We start from the raw sequence: 19781 nt of genomic DNA on the forward strand, positions 1-19781 counted from the left end.
AGTCAAATAATAAGTTGAAGGTCTTCTCTGCAAAACTGCAGAAAAAACCCCTTTTGCTCAGCTAGATTTCAAATATCTTGGACGGACTGTACCCACCGTGTTCCATTCTTCTTACATAGCCCAATTGGTTGGTAAGCATCAATGTCTGGCCTATTTTAAAAGCAGGGATATTCTCATGATGATGTCCATATATCCAATAAGCTGGTTGATATTTCTCAATCATTCCACTAAGTTCTACTGCAAATGCTTCGTTTAGTGTACTTCCAACAAATCTTGCAGGATAATTGATTAGTGTAGGAACATGATGAGTGATCACAATTTTGTTTTGTCCATTTTGCTGAGAAAGTTGGTCTTCGATAAATTCCACACTTTGTGTATGCAAACCAGTAAAATCTGCAGGTCTGAAAATGCCGCCGTTATTACGAATCACATAAAAATCAGAAATACTTTCGCCAATCTCCCGCTCATTTTTTGGGCTGATATGGGACCACATTGTAGAAAATATGAGGTCTGAGCCTGGAACAGAAATCTTTACGTTGTTCACCAAAGAAATGTTATCTTTTATCTCTTCATTAACGCTTCCCTGGCATCTGGAGATATCACTATAATAATATTCATGATTGCCCGGCAGCCAATAAACCTGCTCAAAATGATCAGAGAGATAATTAAAAAAATCCATTCTTTTTTCAAGCTGTGAAAAGGTGACGACATCTCCAGCTAATATCAGGATATCTCCTTGAGGCTGTATAGGATTTTGCATGAGGTAATCATAGTTTTCCGGAAATTCCAAATGTAAATCCGAAGCGTATTGAAAAATCATATTGACGAAGGAATAAAGATTATCTAATATTAAATGGATTCGGTTGCAATCCAAACACTGCTCCCTGGCTCACAATATAACAATTTGGCTACCATGAATTGGATGATAGGATGGCAAATAGGTTATGTACTTATTGTTCACCAGTTCCCTGATGCACTTGTGATAGGTTGCATTGGATTTAATCTGAGATAAGCACATTAGCTTTTTTCGGCTCACTTCTATAGTATTCCCGGCTTTTTGTTGTTCACACATTATCAATATCGACGTATAGAGACATAAATGGGTGCGTTCCAACAAAAAATTTTTTTTTGCTACAGTTAAAAAATCACTTAGTTTTTCTAACAAGTTGAACATTTGAACCTCCTTTCTGCATCATTTTTTCAATATCTATTATATCATAATAGGCAATGCTCCCAACCTTGGTAAAGGGAAGCATCCCGTTGATACGCAGGTTTTGTAAAGTTCCAGGCGAAATATTCAGCATCTTTCGCACTTCCGCGCTGCGAAGCCACTGTTTATGCAGGTTTTTTTGAGGCTGCAAAAGTATTTTGATCTCCTCGATGAGCTGCATTTTGAGATCAGCCAGGTCTTCTTTTGTTATAACGTCTATTTTCATATTTTATTAAATCAGCTTGTTTACTTCTAGGAATTTATGGAACCAAGAATGGCCGGCATCCACCGGCCTATTCTCATCATTAACTGAACGATTAACTACTATAAAATTTAATTTCTTTTCAAAAATCACAGCAAAATGTATTTATGATGACTGGGTTGTAAAAACTATTTTAATTCGAACTCCTGCATCAAGCATATCAACTTCAGCATCTCCTGTTGTGAAAACTTTTCAACTAGTACCAAGAATTCACCATGAAAACACCGGATGATAACATTGAAATTATCGGTATCCAGACGCACCGCAAACGGTAATATGTCATCGGCAGCTATAAGGGAGAATCTGACTGCAGTCGCAGCCCTGTCCTGCGGGTTAACTGAACAGCAAAATTTCGAATTGCGCTCAATTTCCTTATATAGCATTCCAGAGCGTGCTTCAAATCTTTTCTTATATTCAATTATTCCCCCCATTTTTTCCAGTTCACGCAAATTGTGGTCAAATAGGAACATCGACGCAAAAATCCCCTGAACGAATTGTCCTCCCTTTCCTACCAAACCCGGTTCCGCGCGCAAACTATACCCTCGATTGGTTAAAAAGCGATTCTGAACAATAACAAGACACAAATCATCCGGTATAATCCGATTATTGCCCACAGCATATATCATTGAAAAATCCTCCACCCTCACCTTGGTTGAAAACAGATCTGAAGACATATCCAGTAATAGCGGAATTTTAATCTTAGGAAATCTGGTTTTCCTGTTCCCCTCTTTTTCGTTGGTTGAGGTAAAATGAAGAAAAGAAATGTCGAAAGGTATCCAGTCAGCATTTGGAACATAACTATAATTTGACTCCCTGGAAGAACCGATTATTTCTACCTCATGATAATCTCTTGCATTCGATATCGCAAGGGAGGACCGCGAGCCGGCATCAACAAAACCGCAGCGGGAATTTCCATTCAGCTTCAGTGCTCGAAAAATATTTACTCCTCCGATTTGGTTAAGATCATAAAGCAGAATATGATAATCTGAAGGAACACTTAAAAGTGTGCTAACCCGAGTCTGAATGCGCAATAATTTATTCTTAGCACGCTGATCATAACCCGCACCAGAAACGATATGAGTGAGTTTGTCAGTTTCAAACCGCTCCTGACTGGGCACATGATTTTGTTGATTCCCCATAATAGATTTTTCATTTGACTGGAACAAAAGTCAGCAGTAAAAAATCAATCAAAAAACATATAGTGCACAATGGTCAAAATTACTTTTACAGCGTGTTAAACAAAATTATATTGGCTTTAATTAAATAAAAATCCCCGCCGACAAAATATCATTTCCCAGTTAGAGGCCATAGGGCAATTATTTATGTATAAAATAACTGGATTTAATTTTTCGCCTACACCGATTCATTTACATTTTAATAGTTTTGCGCTGTCTAACCAGTCATAATCTTGCCAAATGAATAAATATCAATTAGATGGAGTTGATGCTGAACTGTTAAACCTGCTCCAGCTCGATGGGGAGCTTACTTACAAGGAACTTGCCGGAAAACTTAATCGGAGCAAAACAAATATTGTCGAGCGAGTTAAAAAACTAAGGTCAGAAGGGTTTATAGATAGGTATGTTGCGCTGGTAAATCCGCAAAAAATCAAAAGCATTTTTGTTGCCTTTCCTCTCGTTCAATTGAAATCGCACAGCAAAAGCGACATCGAGCACTTCAAGCAGGAAATGAATTTGCATGAAGAGGTAATGGAATGCTACCATATCACGGGAAATTTTGACTTTATGCTCAAAATAGCCACTTCAGACATGATTGCTTATAATGATTTTCTAAGAGATCGAATTGCAATACATCCACAGGTGGGTACTATCCAAAGCTTTTTAGTCTTATCGCAAAGTAAAAGGCTTACTGCTTATAAGATTTATTAATAACCCTTTTCATCGGTATATACTGAAATTAAGATCGGCGGCTTCATTTCCGGGCATGAACATTCCCTTTACTCTTGCAAGTCTTTAGGCATACCAAAAATTAAATTGCCGATGATCTCTTAATGCCATAGTAAGGTGTTGATATGCACCTTAAAAGTTTAGGAAAGTATTTCTCCATCCCTTTTTGAATATGTAGATGCTCTATTTTCTGTAGCCTGGTGTGAAGGATATCGAGCCTATTTGAAAAAAATATACAGCCTTTAAAGGTCGGATTTGTCTAGTTTTCACTGATCGTTCCGCGTTTCTTCTCATCCTCTGCCCCATTGCTTTTTCTGGTGTTTTTGATCGTGCCCCAGAAGTTATAATTCAGGTTGAGTTTAACCATGCGGGTTTCAAAGGTATTGTTCCAATACTGCTTAAGGTCCCCACTATCCTGAAAATAGCGGTTACGGTAAGATTTGAAAATGTGTATATTCCGTGCGAATCTCTTGTCTCGAATAGTGGATTATCCCACCTACAAGGCTTTTCCACTGAGGATATCTATATTGAACTGAAAAATCGCTACTCACCCAAAGCTCATTATATACTGCAATTGCCCTTTATCTTTAAAGTATTCATCGAGGGAGTCATTAGGGAACATATTGACTAATTCCTTATGATTTTGGAATAGTCCTTCAAGTCAATTTCTTTTCTCGGTTTAGATTTATTTTTACCGAAGAGACTAGTAATAAATTTAGCCGGCGGACTAGCAACAATGGAAAATAGGGTATTGAGAATGGCGACTCCAAACTTCGATGTCGGATAAACCAAATCTGGAACTCCGGGTGGTCGCTTTTGTATCTTATTTATATAGGGTCTCATCAGGGCTTCATAGTTAAAAAACGCCTGCTCATAAGATTCTGCGATAGCAAGTTCTCCAGCGAGAATATATGCTCCAGCTATGGCAGCATCGGTTCCCTTCCCAGAGATGGGTGTTGCGCAATAGGCGGCGTCACCTGTTATCGCAACCCTCCCCTGATACCAGGATTTTGCTTTCACCTGGCTCACCCTTTCCAAATAAAGGTCCTCAGCCGTTTCAATCTCTTTTGCGATCCGATCAGATTCCCAACCTACGCTTTTGATTTTATCAATAAGAAATTTTTTCTGCTGTTCTATGCTGAGTTTTTCATAGCCGCGTTCCGGAGAGCGAAAAAATACGCATGCCCTTGTTTTACCATGGTTGTCCGGACGAATAAGGAATACTATACCCCGTTCGGTATTGCACCATCTTGCCCAGCGGGAATCCGATTTAACTTTTTTGATTGTAAGGTATGCACTGTAAAGTCCGAGATATTTGAAATTTATGGATTTTCCAAAAACAAGCTGCCGGGTGTGCGAGCCGATACCTTCTGCAATTAGCAGTAGGCTGTATCCGGCTTTTTCACCGTGTTGAAAGCTGACCTCTATCATTGAAGACGTCTCACTTACTTTAGTAATATGATTTCCGAATAGGAACTCTACCTTATCTTCAACAGATTCGTATAACAGCTCAACCAAATCTCCCCGAAGGATTTCTATTTCTTGGGTCATGCTCAGCGCATTATCCTTCGGAAATTCTGCAACAGTTTTGTTCCGGGTATTTACAAAACGGATACCCACTTCGGTGGTTGTGGCTGCCACAACCTTTCTGTCCAGTCCCATTCGCTGTACAATCTCCCATGCAGGACCTTTGACATCAATGTTTTGTCCGCCAAGACGAAGTCCCTGATTCTTTTCGACGACAGTCACTTCAAAACCGTATTCAATAAGCCAATAAGCAAGCGTCAGTCCTGAAATGCTAGCGCCTGAGATAAGTATCTTTTTCGTTTTTTCCATGCTGATGTCTAATATTCAAGGTTAGCTCACCCAAACATGCTTTTAAACAAAACAGAGATGCAATAGTTTTCCCTGGGTCAATTGCGAATTGGAATGATATCCGACCCGTTCCGCTCTCAAAAGCAATTGGACTCCGGTGGCTTTTATTTGCTAAGTTTGACTTTTATGAGCATCACAGTTTTTGATTTAACCCTTTATGTAATTTTTCAATAAAGCAAACTATCATTGACTATCTAGTTTATAGCGATGAATCTTGAAAAGATTAGAAAATATATCTTTTATGATTTTTAAAAACTGATTTTTTATAAATTGCGATGTGTATTCAGATGTATTAAATACTATTGGCTTTTTTAATGACTGGGAAAGGCTACTTTTTGAAAAGGAGATTAAGCTTCGGTATGTTAATAAAAATGAAATATTGCTTCAGAAAGGCAATATTGCTGCATCTGTATTCTTCAATTTAAAAGGTTCACTCTATCAGCATATTAAAAATGAAGAAAAAGTTGAAATCATAATAGATCTTCATCCGGAAAATGAGTGGGTTTTAAACCACGGAAGCTTTCTTACCCAGCAACCTGCAAACAGTACTATCACTTCATATTCTGGAGGTATCGTTCTTGAGCTTAGCATTCAATCCATTCATTATCTGATCGGACAATCGCTATCCTTTCTACAGTTAAACAAAATCATAAATACGGCTGTTTCAAGAATCGCATTATTCGATAATGCATTAACGCCGAGAGAAAAGTACATCTATGTTTTAGATACCAGACCACAGCTACTACAAGAATTTCCGCTGAAAATGATTGCATCTTATCTCAAAATTACTCCCGAAACCATTAGCAGGGTTAGGGAAATAATTCTCCGTGGCAAAAGTTTTTATTGATTTCAATCAAGTGTAATTACTGAGATGGTGAAATATATTTGTCAAATAATATAATCCAATCAAATATATGGAGTACAATGCAATTTCAATCCGCCCATTCATCGGCTCAAAAGATTTTCAAAAGTCAAGAGAATTTTATCAGGACCTTGGATTTAGCGAGATAAAGCTTGGATTTAAGATGTCCTTCTTTCAACATAATAAAATTGGATTTTACCTTCAAGACGCTTTTGTCCAAGACTGGGTAAATAATACCATGATATTTCTTGAAGTAAAAGACTTAGATAAGACTTACCATGATTTATTTATCCTTGGTTTAAAATCAAAATATCCCGAGGTAAAGTTGACTCCGATTCGAACAGAACATTGGGGAAGGGAATTCTTTCTCCATGATCCATCAGGAATTCTTTGGCACTTTGGGGCATTTAACCATTAGCCTGTAATAATTAATAGATTCCTATTCACAAGGTGAAGATTTCGGTAGCTTTGACCTCCAAATTCCGTAGTCAACTGACCAACTGTAACAAATTTTTGAATATTAAAAACATATTAATATTAATTGCATAAAGCAATTAATTCCACCACTTTATGCCAATTCTCTAAAATACGCAAAAGCAAAACTTTATAGCAAATTCATTTCCAGCGAGAAGGAGTCCATGGGCTCTGGTTTATCCAAGCATACCTTGGTACTGCGATAAAATACTTAACAAAAATTGCAATATTCTATAATGTTTCATAATAAGAAAGACCGATCCAACTGCCCCCTCATTGCCATAACATTGCAACAAAGATTAGCAATAATTTACATTATTTCATTTATGGATAATCGAAGCATTCTTTCTTGATTCATCGACCTTAACGTAAATTTGTCATTTGGCTACAATTTTTATTGACCAATTATGGCAAATAAAAAAGTCAAAAAAACGAAGGTATCTGCCACTACATTATATTCATCTTTACCTCACGAGTTCTTAGCCACTCCTATAGCGCTTTTTCGAAATAGAAAATACCCAAACAAAGATGTTCAAAGGGAAAAAGTACCTTTCAACACTAACTCTGTAACTTCTTTATAAGACGAGTGATTTGGTTTATGTATTTTATTAACTTCGGAGATTAGATCAAGCTCATGAAAACATCCATTTTATCCGTCTCAATTTTATTTCTAGCCGTTGCTCATCAGGCTTTCAGTCAGCAAAAATTCAATAAGAAACAGTTGCTACTTGCCTCTTCCGAGCGTGCGGATATATCTATCGGGAATGATTGGTACGAAAATCGCTGGCGGATATCCCCTCAAATTGAACGCGATAGCTTGCGCTTGGCACTCTACGGAAAACATGAAAGTTTTGCTTTCAGAACCGATAAGGATAGCCTTCGATTCAGCATTAAGCCTGGAGAGACAAAATCATTTTACGTGAAGCTTGGAGATTCCCCACCCGCTCATACCTTTATTACCGCCTCAGCCTATCGCTGGGACAAGATATCATATGCTAATGCTTTTAAAAGAAAAGATGTACAACTCTTTTTCGAGGAAAAGGACCATGCCTATTTCGATTCCTTAAGAACCTACTATCCGATCGCACACCTCATCGACGACAACAAGAGCGATACTGAAAACGTTCTTTCGATACTTAACTGGACTCACCACCAGTGGAAGCACGACGGTGGGAATACGCCTAAGGGCATCACTGGCATCTCGATTCTAAATGAGGCTAAGGCAGGTGGACGGTTCCCTTGTTTTGCCTATGCCATCGTGCTTCGGGATCAGCTTACCGCATATGGATTTCCATCCAGGGTACTCTACCTGAAGACCAAGGATGCTGAGTACAGAAAAAGCTCTCCTGGCCACGTGGCCACAGAGGTCTACTTGAAAGACCTAAAGAAATGGATATTCATTGATGGACAGTTTAATGTAATGCCAATGCTAAACGGTAAACCTTTAAATGCGGTTGAATTTCAAAAGGCACTGAGCCACCATTACGAGCAGGTAAAAATCTCCAGTTATGATAAGGTTTCTAAACGGGGTTACACCGAGTTTGTGTATGATTACCTCTATTATCTCGACACTGCCCTAGATAACCGCATTTCCGACAAGAGAACAATCGAAGGAAAACGTTCAATCATGCTTGTACCTGACGGCGCTCCTGAACTAAAAAATATTGAATTCTGGAATTCAGCCGTGGATTACTGCATCTACACCAATAATATCAATGATTTTTATCCTAAATTGAACTAAGTCCAGTAAAACGTGCTGATAAGTGGAAAACAAAGCTCGTAGAAATCTAGGCTATGGATCAGCATCCGTAAATCAACATGCAGTTGATTGGAATGTTTTTAATATCTAAATAAAATGTACTTCGAAGTGCACTTAGTGCACAAACCAATTAATTTGCCCCCTTTCTACCAATTGTCAAACAATGCATAAAAGCAACACTATACAACAAATTCATTGGCAGGAAGATGGTGTCAATATGATCTGTTTATCCAACTGCGAATAAAAAAGCATGGCAATGTTTTTAGGTATGACATATCCTATGGTAATTCTGCGGGCTCAAATCCCTCCCATCCCGAGCATTTGCACATCAGGATTGACCAGACCATATTTTTTAAAGGCCGTCATCAGAACTTCTCCACCACTTCCCGCCCCATCAACACCAAATCCGTGTTCAACCAAAGTTCTTTGGAGGGCCAAAGCCGTTTTCAGTAATATTGTCAATGAGTAGAATCTTCAGATTGATTTTTCTCAAAATTACCATTATTCAATTATCCTCCTATAATTGAGGTTTTATCGATAAACTTATCATTCATTAATATCAAAGAGACTTGCTGTAACTCTTTTTTATTTTCAATAAAAAAGGACATTAATCTATTGGATTCATCTATCAGTTCTAAACAAACAGAATTATCAGATGAAGGGATTTCGGAAGTATGGTATTGAATACGGCCATTGTTCAAATATCCTTTTTTTGCAGTAAAATTATGGCTTGATTGATAGCACTTAGCTTCGCCTTTTTTAAAAGGTAGTCGCTAAGATTATGACTCCAGATTTTCCTCGAAAAGCCTTGTCCCGTAACTGATTGTCCAAATCTGAAATATATTCTTACAATAGATAAATTTTCAGTGTTCATGATTTCGATTTTATAGTTCATTTAATCTTTTTCCGGTGAAGCCTACGAACCTATTGTGTTTTGGTTCACCTATCATTTGTCTACCATAAATGCTGTTATGACCTGAGGATAAATAGGCAACTACACAGGCAATAGCAATGTAAACACCGCAGTTGCTTCCGAAAAGCTCTATTGCCATAATACTGCAAGCCAACGGAGTATTCGTGGCACCAGCAAAAACAGCTACAAAGCCCATTCCTGCCAAAAGTCCCACAGGCAAAGGAATAAAGTAACCCAATGCATTTCCCAATGCAGCACCGATAAAAAATAAGGGGGTTACCTCACCACCTTTAAACCCTGCGGCCAATGTGACAATGGTAAAAATCATTTTCAATGCAAAATCATAAGCTGGCAATTGCTGTTCGAAGGAAGCTTCGATGGTGGGAATACCCAAACCGATATATTTCGTGGTCCCTAAAGCCCAAACAGCTGTTGAAACTAAAATCCCCCCAACAAAAGGACGTAACGGTGGATAAGAAATTTTGTTTTTAAAAAGTCTGGACACGCGATGAATAGTTTTGCTGAAAACAGCGGAGCAGAGTCCGAATGCTATCCCTGCAATTATGGCATAAAGACCATTTAAAAAAGAAATATCAGGAATGATCGGGATATGATAATGTGTATGCCCAGTTTTCCAGAGTTTAGTTACTAAATCCGCGGTGATGGAGGCTGCAAATGCCGGAAAAATCGAATCATATTTGAGTCTGCCAATCAGAAAGACTTCTAGTCCGAAAATCGCCCCGGCCAATGGCGTTCCAAATATGGAACCAAAACCTGCGGCAATGGCAGAAATTATTAAGAATTTTCTTTCGAGTGGGGAAAGCTTCAGCGGCCTTGTAAACTGGTCTGCAATAGATCCCGCCATTTGTATTGCTGTCCCTTCTCTTCCTGCAGAACCTCCGAATAGATGGGTTGTAAGTGTCCCTAGATAAACGAAAGGCGCCATCCGAAAAGGAATAATTTCTTTTGGATCGTGGATAGTATCAATCAAAAGATTATTACCCGCTTCTACTTCTTTACCAAACCTGTGATAAATATATCCTATTACAAACCCCGCAATCGGAAGAAGGGCAATTAACCAAAGGTGATTTTCTCTCAATTCCGTAACCCAGCCTAATGTTTTTAGAAATAATGCGGACGCGGTTCCAATACAGACACCAATAGCAAGGCTGATCAATAACCATTTGATGATGTAAAAAAGGGATGGATAAGCTCTGAAAAAAGAATTTGCTTTAATAAGGGATCTCTGCCCTTTCGTTTTTTGATAATGACGCATAATATATCCTGACTAAATGTTGTACATTCAATTCAATCAGGCGCCATTAGCTTTTTAAAGCGGTTGGGTAAGGGAGACACCATTCCCTTCTTTTCATACGCAAAGATAAGAAAAAAAACAATATCTACCCGACTTTACATCCACTTGAGGAGTTTTGTAGATGTTTGGATCAAGTGTGTATGGAGAAGATGGCCTACCTTAGAAACAACCTCCATATTTTGATAACGATATTTATGTCCGAACACTGACAAGATTGATTTGTCACCCTTACAAGCAATTCTCAATCAATAAGTTATTTGTAATCATTTATCAGCCGGACAATGAAGTAGCTATTGATCTTAATCGCTTATTTTAAAACTTTTACTTCTTTTTAGCTACTTGCAACTCAACCTTTAACAAGCATATTATTTGTAACAATCCAAACAAAAGAGCAAAAGTTCTCGACTTCTAGAATTTGTAGGTTTTCGCTTACCAGGGCATTGTCATCTCGTGCAGCTAATTTTTTGTGAGCGATGGTTGAACCCAAAAAAATCCAAGGAATCAAATCATCTTTTTATTCATTCGAAAATAAAACAGTCTATATTTTAGTTTTATTGTTTTCACTTTTGAATATTAAATATACTGAAATGATAAAGACCACTAAATATAAAATGCCGAGCAACGTATTATTGAATTTAAGAGTCCTGAAATCAAATTCGCGAATTAATGCTAATCCAAGTGTAAAAGCAATCATTGCAAAGAAAAAGTTGAAACCAAGTTTATTTTTCATTCTTAAATATTATTTACTTACAACATCTATAACTATTCCAATTATTACCGGGAAAATCCAAAAAGTAACCATTCCCAAAATGTATGCAAAAAATCCTTTAATGTAGCTTGATACTTTACTTTTAAAATAAAATTGTCCGATTGCCCAAACACAATAAAAAATTCCAAAAGCACCAGCAAAGCTCATTACATTAAAGTGCATTATTGCTTGCAAAATTACAAATACCGAAAATATGAGCATTCCCATCCCCATAACAAAGCATAACATGATTAAAACCTCATAAAAATTGTAATTAAACTTTCTGAAGAAAAGCTGTAACCATAAAGCGATGAAAATACCCATCATGATATTTGCATATCCATAGTGTTCTTGAATCCATTTTACTATTTTGCTCACGGTACTTACCGTTCCATCATTAACCTCATGATATTTTACATATCCATCCTCAATATGAAACAAATGGGTCAAAATTGTATAAATTAATGAAGTTACGATAATGAATATAATAGGTTTCACTAATCTGCTTCTATTCTCAGATAAATATTTGCGGATATTTTCGCCAGGATTCAAAATGAGTTCACGAATCGTATACAAAATCCCACGTTCAAAATGCAGCACATGTTCGATTTCATGGATGATGTATTTGCGGTCTATTCTTTTAATACTCGATGGATGTCCACAGTCCGGACAGTATTTTGAATCCATTTCTCTATGACAGCTTACACAGTTCACTTGTAGTAATTGAATGAAGATTAGAAGATTAGTTGTTTAGAATTTATTTAGCTTGGTCGAGTTAACAGTCATTGTCTATGAAACCTTTTCATGCTGTAACCCATATTCTTGATATTGGTTTGATTATCATTTTTAATACAGCAAATATAAAGCAAATAATCAGGACACCAACCGATTTTTTTTTGCTTACAAAGAATTGGAAAGTAAAACCTACTGATACTTTTGAAATATGGTAGACAATATGCTTCGATAATAATGTTGATGATCAGATGGGAGGTGATGCAAAATGTTTTCAAATTAAAGCAGATCAAAACCTGCTAAATGATCATTTGCTCGAAATAAAAATTCTTGTATAAAAAACTTTCCAGAACTGGTGCAGGATGCAACCTACGCATCAGTCTTCCGTGATACTAACAAAGCAAATACTTAATCATTTCAGAGATAGAGGACGACAAATGCCAATTATTTTTAAAACAAATCTGCCGCCATATCGTATTACTTATAAATTATGATATGAGCAGCAGCAAATACGTGAATCCTGAACTACAGAAATTTATTGATGCATTTGAGCCTAGTAAATTTAAAATCCTCAAGTCAGGCATAGAAGTGAGGGGTATTACTAATATCCATAACGGAATTGATTATGCCAACCAGATTATACAGAAATTAAAACTGAATCTATTAATCAGGCATACTGCCGATATGACGATGTATGGAGGATTTGAAATCTTGGAGAAATAAGGTTCATTTTAAGTAGCTTTCAAGTATTTAAAATAGAGTTATTTGATACCAGAAGGAATTGATAGATCCTTTTGTACCGACATTTTCCACATTGAATTATATACGTGTAAACATCTCTTCGCAGTACAGTAACATTATTACTGCTCAATGATAATTCCATTTATTGAGATTGAACTACAACTTAATGAAATTGCTATATTGCCGATGGAATCGCCATAGTATGATGAAGAGTATTGGTCTGAAAAGCTACATAGTGATGCCTTAAAAAATTTTATAATTCTGGTAGGCAATTTCCCATAGCTGTCGCTAATAGTAATTTCCCCATCAAAATTACTTTTTTTAGCAGCCATTAGTTTGAGTATTTCATCAGGCAGGTTTTTCGCATCCAGATTAAGATAAAATACACCGCTTTTGTAGTTTGTTAATGCCAGAGGGGTTTTGGTTGCAACCGTATCGTTTGTGTTGGCTGATGCTGGCGTAGTTGTAAGGTCTTCATCATATCTTGAGATAGATGCTGATACACTGTTCAATACTGTCGTCATATTTTTTCACCAGCCATGATAACCATAGTAATTTTTATTCTCGATTCTCCCTGAGCATCGGATACTGAGACAAATAGGAGAAGACAGGTAGCGAAGGCTATAACTTTATCATAGGTAACTTATATATAGGTACTAAGTTTTCTGTATTGCTTAATTTAACTTCTTCAGATATAATTTGGTTTTAACTAATCTATTTATTATTCGAAGAAAGTTCGAAGCCATCATTTTACATAAACATTCATGATAGGATGATTAACATTTCGTAGTAGCCAATCTATTAAACAACGCATTTGTACTGAACTGTTGTTGCATGATTAGTTTGAAGAAAACCTAAACAAATGCACTTACAAAGTTCAGCTAAAATCCAGGAAATTTGGCGACAGATTTTGTTTAAAAGATATAATTATATCAGCGGCATAGTGGATTGAAAAGTTGGATTAAAAATTAAATCAATAGCATACTTATCGTTTTTTAGCAATAAAAACAGATTATATAACTATAGTCAATCAATATCATATTGCATAAGTGCTAAGTAGGCTAAGTACAACTATTGCTTTTCCATTTTTCTTTTACCTATTTAATCATATAAAGCTTTTTATCACTGTTAGTAAATAACGCGTAAGATAAGTTAGGGTGACTATAGTACATATAAGCCTCGATAAAGAATATCGGCCGGACTTTGTTTTTTGTGAATGTACCCAGACTTTTGCCAGCTATTTGAATCGATGAAGAAGCCCGGTCCTGTTCCAGATACATAAACTCCTTCACTCGTAAAGTGTCATTTTTATACACCAAGTCGGTAAAAAGGTTGCCGTGAAAAAGAATTTTATCATAACCTGGCGTATTACCCCCACCTCCCGGAAAGCGCACCTTTTCCCTTTTAAGCTTTTGAAAGTAACGGTACCGGATAAATGGCGTTTGGATAATTTCCTTGTCCCCGCTTACCTTTGTGTTAATCCGCTTAAAAATATTATTCAGCAACAGTTCCTCACTTGCAGCATAAGGGAATTGTTTATAGACGTTTAGTGTTGTAAAAAACTGATAACAATTTCCCCCGTCAAAATAGGTTAATTTTGCAAAAGTTCTCATGGAGGGTACTATCTGAATTTTATCACCTTCCATCTTTTGTGGCGCAGGGCTATCCGAATCATACTCAACATAAACACTTTTGGCAGTATGTACAACTTTTTCCAAAAGTTCCTGCTGACGAGTCGAATTCCATTTAAAATCTTCATTCTGCATGACAATGTTTTTTGCTTCGCTGTTTCCATCAAAGCTCCATTGGTAATACTGATGTTTTCCTTTATTGATAACAAGTCCGTTAATAAAGGCGATATCAGACGGTTTGCCATGTATGATTAAGGAGTCCGTTACCTCGCCTTGCTCATTGAATTTAGAAAAAACATTTTCTTCAGGCCTCGGAACTGCATACACAATAAGCTCGTTAGATGCTGTCATAAAATATTGAATATCCGCTGTACTTTCTATAACTAGTCTCATCGAAACCTTTGAGGATGTGATTACTTCCGAACGATCCAGCGACTGATATTGCAGAAAGCTTTTCGGCAATTCATCTATCGCTGTCTTGCGGTATTGAGAAAAATTAAATGCAGCGGCCACCAATACACCCAAAATTAAAACGGTAACTACACAATACCACATCTTCATACTTTAATTTTTTAAATAACTTGTCACATTCCTTATCAGCCAAATCTAACACCAACAGGAATGCCTTAAAATTTCTACCTTCCTGATTTTGACCTGATATTAACGCCACAGCATATGTCTTTTTATAGGTTAGCACTGGCGAGAGTTCGTAAAATTCTTTTTTCTGTCGACGAACGCTATTATAACAATAGATATAGTTCGACTATATTAACGAATAAGTTAAACACCAATTTTACTTTTGGAGGCCACTTTTTCAATTTGCTCGTTTTCTTTCTGACCTGAAATTATTTTTAATACTTCCAAAACACAATTCCTCCCAGCAATATCCCGCCAATATAGAAGAAAACGAGATAGCCGTTCTTAATAGTATCTGCATTATCAAGAAAAATTTTCACGGGATTTTTAAGTGGGTTTCTATGTTTTTGGTGGAAGCCAATTTGGGTATTTACCATAACTTTTATCATCCCATATGCAAGATTAAAAAGCGTAAATGAAGCGATTGACATCAAGATAATCTTCAGCCAGCTTACCGTGAAAGCTTCATTATAAATTGGCCGTATGTAATCAAGCCAGATTTTCACAGGATAAATACTCACTAGCAAGAATATTGGGTATCCAATCAATATGGTTTTTATTTTAAGTCTTGCATTTAAATACCAATAGCAATAGGTAAAAACGAACAAATAAATGAGAAAACAAGTGATCTTTAATGCCAAAGTTTGATTGATAAAGACGTTAGAGTAGGAAATGACACATATATTAAAGGGCTATCAGAATTATCAAAGCAATATTTGCATTCTTATCCCTACCCTTCATTTTTCATAGCGTTAAACGTTATCATTCAAAAGCATTGGACTTACCACCCTCTTTTGCTATATTTTCAACTCATCCCTAATCGTAATGATTCTGGGTCAAGTCGAGCCTTACTTAAGATGCATAAGCTTTGGCGTGCTACGATAAGACTAAGTTTTTGTGAAACTTTTTGGAACTGGTCCTTTCCAGAAAAATGATATTTGCAAGCTTAAATATGATAAGGGGCCAATTCCCAATTTTCTTGCAACTCAAGAGTTTCTAAACATTGATTTCCCCCAATCAAGTCTTCAAAGTTCATACGCTTACACAATGTAACACGTCAAGTTTACATTGATCCATCTTTTATTTTTTCCTTAAAATCCGGCTCCGATGCTATCCATTTTTCAAAGGCTTTAATCGCTTCACTGGCCAATATTCGCTCAAAATTTATTTTCTGATCTTCAATTTTCTTTCCCAACTGCTCAGTTATAAATTCATCACCAAATCCAGCCCACTCTGCATCCCGCTTGGTATTCCCATAATATACCTGAGTAATATTCGACCAATAGATCGCGCTAAGACACATCGGGCAGGGCTCAGCACTTGTATACAGGATGCAACCGCTCAAATCTGCTTTTCCAATTTTTTTCGAAGCGGCACGTATGGCATTAATTTCAGCATGGGCAGTAGGATCGCAATCACGGGTTACCGTATTTTGCTCCGCACTCAAAACCTTCCCGTCCCTCACTATCACTGACCCAAAGGGACCGCCATCCATGGTCTTTATATTGGCTTCGGCTAATCCAATCGCCCTTTGCATAAATTTTTCATGTATTTCCATAATCTAGTAAACAGTTCATTGACGGAGAAGTTTGAAAATGTGGTGTTTTCGAATATAATAGATAATTGATTGGAAAAACCAATCTGACTGACCCCTCTTTGCCAAAAAATTAACTGAAATACCAGTAATAATTTAAGTTAAATTTATTTCTGGCGGAACGGGGTCAATCAACTCTGGTTTATCCAGTAAACTATTAAAACAAGATAAATGAAATTGAAAGCTAATCTGTATGATTTTCCTCATAGAAAACAGGTAATCACAGCGTGCTTTATTTTGAAATTTTCCAATCGGCAATCTTCTTCAAATCCTCGACAAAAGAGTTGTGATCGTGTCTCGTCAAGTGCACCGGAAGGTGATAAGAATCTAGATCTGCTAGGCTTATCTGTAGCAAGCGGTACTCTCATAAGTTAGAATGAAGAAGAGGTTGAATCCTTGCCGAGCGGTCACCAGCACTTAAGGCCCGTTAGGGCGCCCGATATGTTCGACTCATCAGCCACTAACACTATAATAGTGTTAGTGGTTTGGCAAAATGTTTTTCAACTATTTGAGCATACTTGCACCGGACTTCGCGAACTCATTACATAAATCAAAGGTTACCTGCGCCCTAGCAAATGCGTTTCCTGTCATAATCGATTTAAATCTTGTTTCTGTATCTGCGTAGTTTTTGACATTCTGAAAATATCCCGTAACTGCATTGTATGCACCGAAAAGCGTTCCTCTTGTGGTTTTCTCCAACTGTGATGGTGCGCTGAATGCAAACTCCACGACAGTTTCCACGGTTTTGATAAAATGACTGGAAAGCTCATCCCTATTCCCCTCCATCAAAGACGTTAGCGATTCGGATTTTGGCGCCATCGCGATTTCAATAAGCCTTTTGACATGCTTATCGCTTATTTGGACTTTTGTCCAATGGGTATAAAGGTTTTCCATTTCTTCAGCAAGACGGCTGGTTATACCCATCAATTGATGGGCCTGTTTAAGCTTTTCCAAAGCACTGGCCGTGTGCCTGATCTTTATGGTGTTTTTTTGATTGCGCAAGGCTGCATTCAAGGTATTCTGACATATTACCCTAACAGGAGTAAAAGCAGCAGAAATACTTCCAAAACCATCGTGGGATGTCGTCAGAAAAAGATATTGTTCGATCAAATCGTCCTTACCTACTCTGATGTATTCAGGAAGTTTAGCAGTAATAAAAATCCTTTCTCCCTTACCTAAAGCACCGGCGGTTTCATACCTGATGCTATTGTCATTTTCAACAATGCTGTCAAAAAAAGAAAACGCTTCGATATTTTGAATGATTTGGTAATCCTTTCCGACCACCCCTAACACCTCTTCAGTATCCGTACGTATATTCGCAAAGTAGTTAGAAACGCGAAGATCGTGATCTATACCACCTGCGTGCGCATTTTGCAGATCAAAATTAACGTTATCAAGCGTGAAAAGCGGGCGTTTTTCCACTTTATAATCTAAGCCAGCACATCGTAAAGCCTCTGCGCTGGTAGGATGTTGTTCTATAATTGTCCCCAAGCCATGCCAGGCTTTTTCTTGAACAGAAAAGAAACTGTGCCTTTGAGTTTGTCCGTTGTAATATATGTTGTGAGCCATTTCTATTATTTTTTATTTCTGGTTTTTGTGGTGAGTATTTCTGCCGTTGTTACTCTTACGTTTGGTGTATCAGTCATTAAAAAGCGGGATTTTTTTTCCATTTCTTCCAAGGCAATGTTTACGTTGTGGTGATTTGTTTCGACTTCTATGCGAACAATAAAAAATATCTCTTCTGTTTTCATGGTATTTTAGTTTTGGTATTGATTGTATTGGTGGTAGTAAGAAAATGGATCACAGTCCTACAGATTTTCTGCATATCCTTTGCAATACAATTGATCGAGTAATTCAAAGAATGCGGCGTACATCGTTTTTAGATTATTAATCCATGTCCAGTTTGGGCAGGGAAAGAAGTGATTAAACGGGGATTGTGATTTCAGCTTCGATTTCAGCCAGGCGATTCGTACAGAGGTTGCGTACGAATAGGGCAACGGCCTTGATGATCACAGGGTTTTTCGTTGAAAACTTGTTTCGTTTATCATCTGTGATTTCCATTTCGCAGCCCTGATAATAATTTGAGGTTGTGTCTTCGGCTTCCTCCTTTTGCTCAATCTCGAATTTGTCGAGGTTGTCAATGGTATGCACAAGGCGACCCCGTTGCACCATGCGGCGGTGAAGTTCTTCCACCAGTTTTAATGTTCCCTCCAAATTAAGGGTGGGTTTTTCAAATGTAGTTTCCGCTTTTTTTAGTTCGCCATCCTCTTGCTTAGCATGGGGCAACTGCAACACTGATCCAGTAGCGTTTTGCTCGTCTGTGCTCTCTTTGGCTTGACCTGCTTTATCGATTGGGCCTTTGGCTTCATTTTTTTCGGTTTTATTTTCCGCACTTGGATTTGTTTTCCCTGCCATCGGCTGATAAAAAGGATTCTTTGCACCTTTGATGTCTATAAACTCTGCTTTTCCGTTTGCTGATGCATTATTTTGATTTTTCATGATGTTTTTGTTAATATTTTAAAAGTATTCGATTAATAATCTCCCCCACTGGGGCAATGTTTTCGTTTCGCTCGAAGCGTCGGGCGGTCGGTGGGCTTCTGTCTTTTAAAGGGTTCATGGCTTTATTATTTTACGCATCAAAATCAGTCGGCAGGAGCCTCCTGGCTTTTTGTTAAGCCACCGCTCCTTGATACAATCCAGTTTGCAAGGCAAGACTTTGCGAAAAACAAATACGCTTTGGAGCGCAGCGAAAAAGGAAGATTTTTTTTCGGCAAACCCTTTAGGGCCTGGTCTTTCCGGCAAAGGGATTGTTCAGAAATTTGCTACTCAAAATGCCTACAGGTTTTTATTTCAAATGGAAAATTTAGTATAAGAAGAATGTCCCAGAGCGAGAGCGAGAAATATACAATGCAAAACAGTGCGTATCACGTTTCCAGATCAAACTTGAATAAAAAATTTTGAAAGAATGTCCTGGATATCTATCTTCGAGTTTGAGGGCGTTAATTTAGATGAACGGTAGTATGGCGATAGCTGTTCTCCCGTTTTTTTGATGCATATTTATTGCTAAAATGATATTTCCGGACAGAAAATAGGATCCCGCCATTGGAAATTTTCTGAGATGAATG

General features: G+C 37.4%; 18 protein-coding genes and 1 riboswitch. Of the genes, 5 read left to right on the forward strand and 13 right to left on the reverse strand.

What is annotated here, in order from left to right:
* Nucleotides 1–61 precede the first annotated feature (61 nt).
* The 3 genes from R2Q70_RS18935 to R2Q70_RS18945 form a co-directional block, all read right to left on the reverse strand.
* On the reverse strand, nt 62–820 hold the full coding sequence (locus R2Q70_RS18935; protein WP_316809115.1) for a metallophosphoesterase: 759 nt from the start codon (nt 818–820) through the stop codon (nt 62–64).
* 325 nt (nt 821–1145) lie between these two features.
* Complete coding sequence (locus R2Q70_RS18940) at nt 1146–1436, reverse strand: helix-turn-helix domain-containing protein (RefSeq protein ID WP_316809116.1); 291 nt, start codon at nt 1434–1436, stop codon at nt 1146–1148.
* 164 nt (nt 1437–1600) lie between these two features.
* Nucleotides 1601–2611: a hypothetical protein gene (locus tag R2Q70_RS18945; protein ID WP_316809117.1), complete on the reverse strand. Its 1011-nt coding sequence runs from the start codon at nt 2609–2611 to the stop codon at nt 1601–1603.
* A 276-nt stretch (nt 2612–2887) separates the two neighbouring features.
* Here R2Q70_RS18945 and R2Q70_RS18950 point away from each other — a divergent pair, with 276 nt between their 5' ends.
* Nucleotides 2888–3358, forward strand: coding sequence for an Lrp/AsnC family transcriptional regulator (locus R2Q70_RS18950; RefSeq protein WP_316809118.1), 471 nt, complete (start codon nt 2888–2890; stop codon nt 3356–3358).
* Nucleotides 3359–4003: 645 nt separating this feature from the next.
* Here the strand turns inward: R2Q70_RS18950 and R2Q70_RS18955 are convergent.
* On the reverse strand, nt 4004–5212 hold the full coding sequence (locus tag R2Q70_RS18955; RefSeq protein WP_316809119.1) for an FAD-dependent monooxygenase: 1209 nt from the start codon (nt 5210–5212) through the stop codon (nt 4004–4006).
* Nucleotides 5213–5528: 316 nt separating this feature from the next.
* On the opposite strand from R2Q70_RS18955, the gene R2Q70_RS18960 reads away from it, so the two are divergent.
* The 3 genes from R2Q70_RS18960 (at nt 5529) to R2Q70_RS18970 (ending at nt 8328) form a co-directional block, all read left to right on the forward strand.
* Nucleotides 5529–6098 carry a hypothetical protein gene (locus R2Q70_RS18960; RefSeq protein WP_316809120.1) on the forward strand — a complete coding sequence of 190 codons (570 nt, stop codon included), beginning with the start codon at nt 5529–5531 and terminating at the stop codon, nt 6096–6098.
* Between the two features lie 67 nt (nt 6099–6165).
* Complete coding sequence (locus R2Q70_RS18965) at nt 6166–6531, forward strand: glyoxalase (RefSeq protein ID WP_316809121.1); 366 nt, start codon at nt 6166–6168, stop codon at nt 6529–6531.
* Nucleotides 6532–7221: 690 nt separating this feature from the next.
* On the forward strand, nt 7222–8328 hold the full coding sequence (locus R2Q70_RS18970) for a hypothetical protein (RefSeq protein WP_316809122.1): 1107 nt from the start codon (nt 7222–7224) through the stop codon (nt 8326–8328).
* A gap of 315 nt (nt 8329–8643) precedes the next feature.
* Here R2Q70_RS18970 and R2Q70_RS18975 read toward each other — a convergent pair whose 3' ends face one another.
* From R2Q70_RS18975 to R2Q70_RS18985, 3 genes are all read right to left on the reverse strand, one after another.
* Entirely contained in the window at nt 8644–8784 is a 141-nt protein-coding gene (locus R2Q70_RS18975) for a hypothetical protein (protein ID WP_316809123.1), read from the reverse strand.
* Between the two features lie 446 nt (nt 8785–9230).
* The gene (locus tag R2Q70_RS18980) at nt 9231–10535 is read right to left on the reverse strand and encodes a voltage-gated chloride channel family protein (RefSeq protein ID WP_316809124.1); all 1305 of its coding nucleotides are present in this window, start codon (nt 10533–10535) and stop codon (nt 9231–9233) included.
* Nucleotides 10536–10565: 30 nt separating this feature from the next.
* Nucleotides 10566–10631: riboswitch (Fluoride riboswitch) on the reverse strand.
* A 682-nt stretch (nt 10632–11313) separates the two neighbouring features.
* Nucleotides 11314–12009, reverse strand: coding sequence for a DUF3667 domain-containing protein (locus R2Q70_RS18985; protein WP_316809125.1), 696 nt, complete (start codon nt 12007–12009; stop codon nt 11314–11316).
* Between the two features lie 540 nt (nt 12010–12549).
* Here R2Q70_RS18985 and R2Q70_RS18990 point away from each other — a divergent pair.
* Nucleotides 12550–12777, forward strand: a complete 228-nt coding sequence (locus R2Q70_RS18990; protein ID WP_316809126.1) for a hypothetical protein — start codon at nt 12550–12552, stop codon at nt 12775–12777.
* 137 nt (nt 12778–12914) lie between these two features.
* Here R2Q70_RS18990 and tssD read toward each other — a convergent pair whose 3' ends face one another.
* From tssD to R2Q70_RS19020, 6 genes are all read right to left on the reverse strand, one after another.
* On the reverse strand, nt 12915–13319 hold the full coding sequence (gene tssD, locus R2Q70_RS18995) for a type VI secretion system tube protein TssD (RefSeq protein WP_316809127.1): 405 nt from the start codon (nt 13317–13319) through the stop codon (nt 12915–12917).
* Between the two features lie 573 nt (nt 13320–13892).
* Nucleotides 13893–14987: a hypothetical protein gene (locus R2Q70_RS19000; protein ID WP_316809128.1), complete on the reverse strand. Its 1095-nt coding sequence runs from the start codon at nt 14985–14987 to the stop codon at nt 13893–13895.
* 1138 nt (nt 14988–16125) lie between these two features.
* Nucleotides 16126–16620, reverse strand: a complete 495-nt coding sequence (locus tag R2Q70_RS19005) for a nucleoside deaminase (protein WP_316809129.1) — start codon at nt 16618–16620, stop codon at nt 16126–16128.
* A 540-nt stretch (nt 16621–17160) separates the two neighbouring features.
* Nucleotides 17161–18225, reverse strand: coding sequence for a DUF932 domain-containing protein (locus tag R2Q70_RS19010; protein WP_316809130.1), 1065 nt, complete (start codon nt 18223–18225; stop codon nt 17161–17163).
* A 5-nt stretch (nt 18226–18230) separates the two neighbouring features.
* Entirely contained in the window at nt 18231–18407 is a 177-nt protein-coding gene (locus R2Q70_RS19015) for a hypothetical protein (RefSeq protein WP_316809131.1), read from the reverse strand.
* 172 nt (nt 18408–18579) lie between these two features.
* Complete coding sequence (locus tag R2Q70_RS19020; RefSeq protein WP_316809132.1) at nt 18580–19155, reverse strand: hypothetical protein; 576 nt, start codon at nt 19153–19155, stop codon at nt 18580–18582.
* Between the last annotated feature and the right edge of the window lie 626 nt (nt 19156–19781).

The organism is Pedobacter agri (assembly GCF_032678665.1).
GTDB lineage: Bacteria > Bacteroidota > Bacteroidia > Sphingobacteriales > Sphingobacteriaceae > Pedobacter > Pedobacter agri_A.

What these genes read in the sequence shown, in the direction of transcription:
- R2Q70_RS18935 (WP_316809115.1), bottom strand. Translation starts at nt 820, where the DNA reads ATGATTTTTCAATACGCTTCGGATTTACATTTGGAATTTCCGGAAAAC.
- R2Q70_RS18940 (WP_316809116.1), bottom strand. Translation starts at nt 1,436, where the DNA reads ATGAAAATAGACGTTATAACAAAAGAAGACCTGGCTGATCTCAAAATG.
- R2Q70_RS18945 (WP_316809117.1), bottom strand. Translation starts at nt 2,611, where the DNA reads ATGGGGAATCAACAAAATCATGTGCCCAGTCAGGAGCGGTTTGAAACT.
- R2Q70_RS18950 (WP_316809118.1), top strand. Translation starts at nt 2,888, where the DNA reads ATGAATAAATATCAATTAGATGGAGTTGATGCTGAACTGTTAAACCTG.
- R2Q70_RS18955 (WP_316809119.1), bottom strand. Translation starts at nt 5,212, where the DNA reads ATGGAAAAAACGAAAAAGATACTTATCTCAGGCGCTAGCATTTCAGGA.
- R2Q70_RS18965 (WP_316809121.1), top strand. Translation starts at nt 6,166, where the DNA reads ATGGAGTACAATGCAATTTCAATCCGCCCATTCATCGGCTCAAAAGAT.
- R2Q70_RS18970 (WP_316809122.1), top strand. Translation starts at nt 7,222, where the DNA reads ATGAAAACATCCATTTTATCCGTCTCAATTTTATTTCTAGCCGTTGCT.
- R2Q70_RS18980 (WP_316809124.1), bottom strand. Translation starts at nt 10,535, where the DNA reads ATGCGTCATTATCAAAAAACGAAAGGGCAGAGATCCCTTATTAAAGCA.
- R2Q70_RS18985 (WP_316809125.1), bottom strand. Translation starts at nt 12,009, where the DNA reads ATGGATTCAAAATACTGTCCGGACTGTGGACATCCATCGAGTATTAAA.
- R2Q70_RS18990 (WP_316809126.1), top strand. Translation starts at nt 12,550, where the DNA reads ATGAGCAGCAGCAAATACGTGAATCCTGAACTACAGAAATTTATTGAT.
- tssD (WP_316809127.1), bottom strand. Translation starts at nt 13,319, where the DNA reads ATGACGACAGTATTGAACAGTGTATCAGCATCTATCTCAAGATATGAT.
- R2Q70_RS19000 (WP_316809128.1), bottom strand. Translation starts at nt 14,987, where the DNA reads ATGAAGATGTGGTATTGTGTAGTTACCGTTTTAATTTTGGGTGTATTG.
- R2Q70_RS19005 (WP_316809129.1), bottom strand. Translation starts at nt 16,620, where the DNA reads ATGGAAATACATGAAAAATTTATGCAAAGGGCGATTGGATTAGCCGAA.
- R2Q70_RS19010 (WP_316809130.1), bottom strand. Translation starts at nt 18,225, where the DNA reads ATGGCTCACAACATATATTACAACGGACAAACTCAAAGGCACAGTTTC.
- R2Q70_RS19015 (WP_316809131.1), bottom strand. Translation starts at nt 18,407, where the DNA reads ATGAAAACAGAAGAGATATTTTTTATTGTTCGCATAGAAGTCGAAACA.
- R2Q70_RS19020 (WP_316809132.1), bottom strand. Translation starts at nt 19,155, where the DNA reads ATGAAAAATCAAAATAATGCATCAGCAAACGGAAAAGCAGAGTTTATA.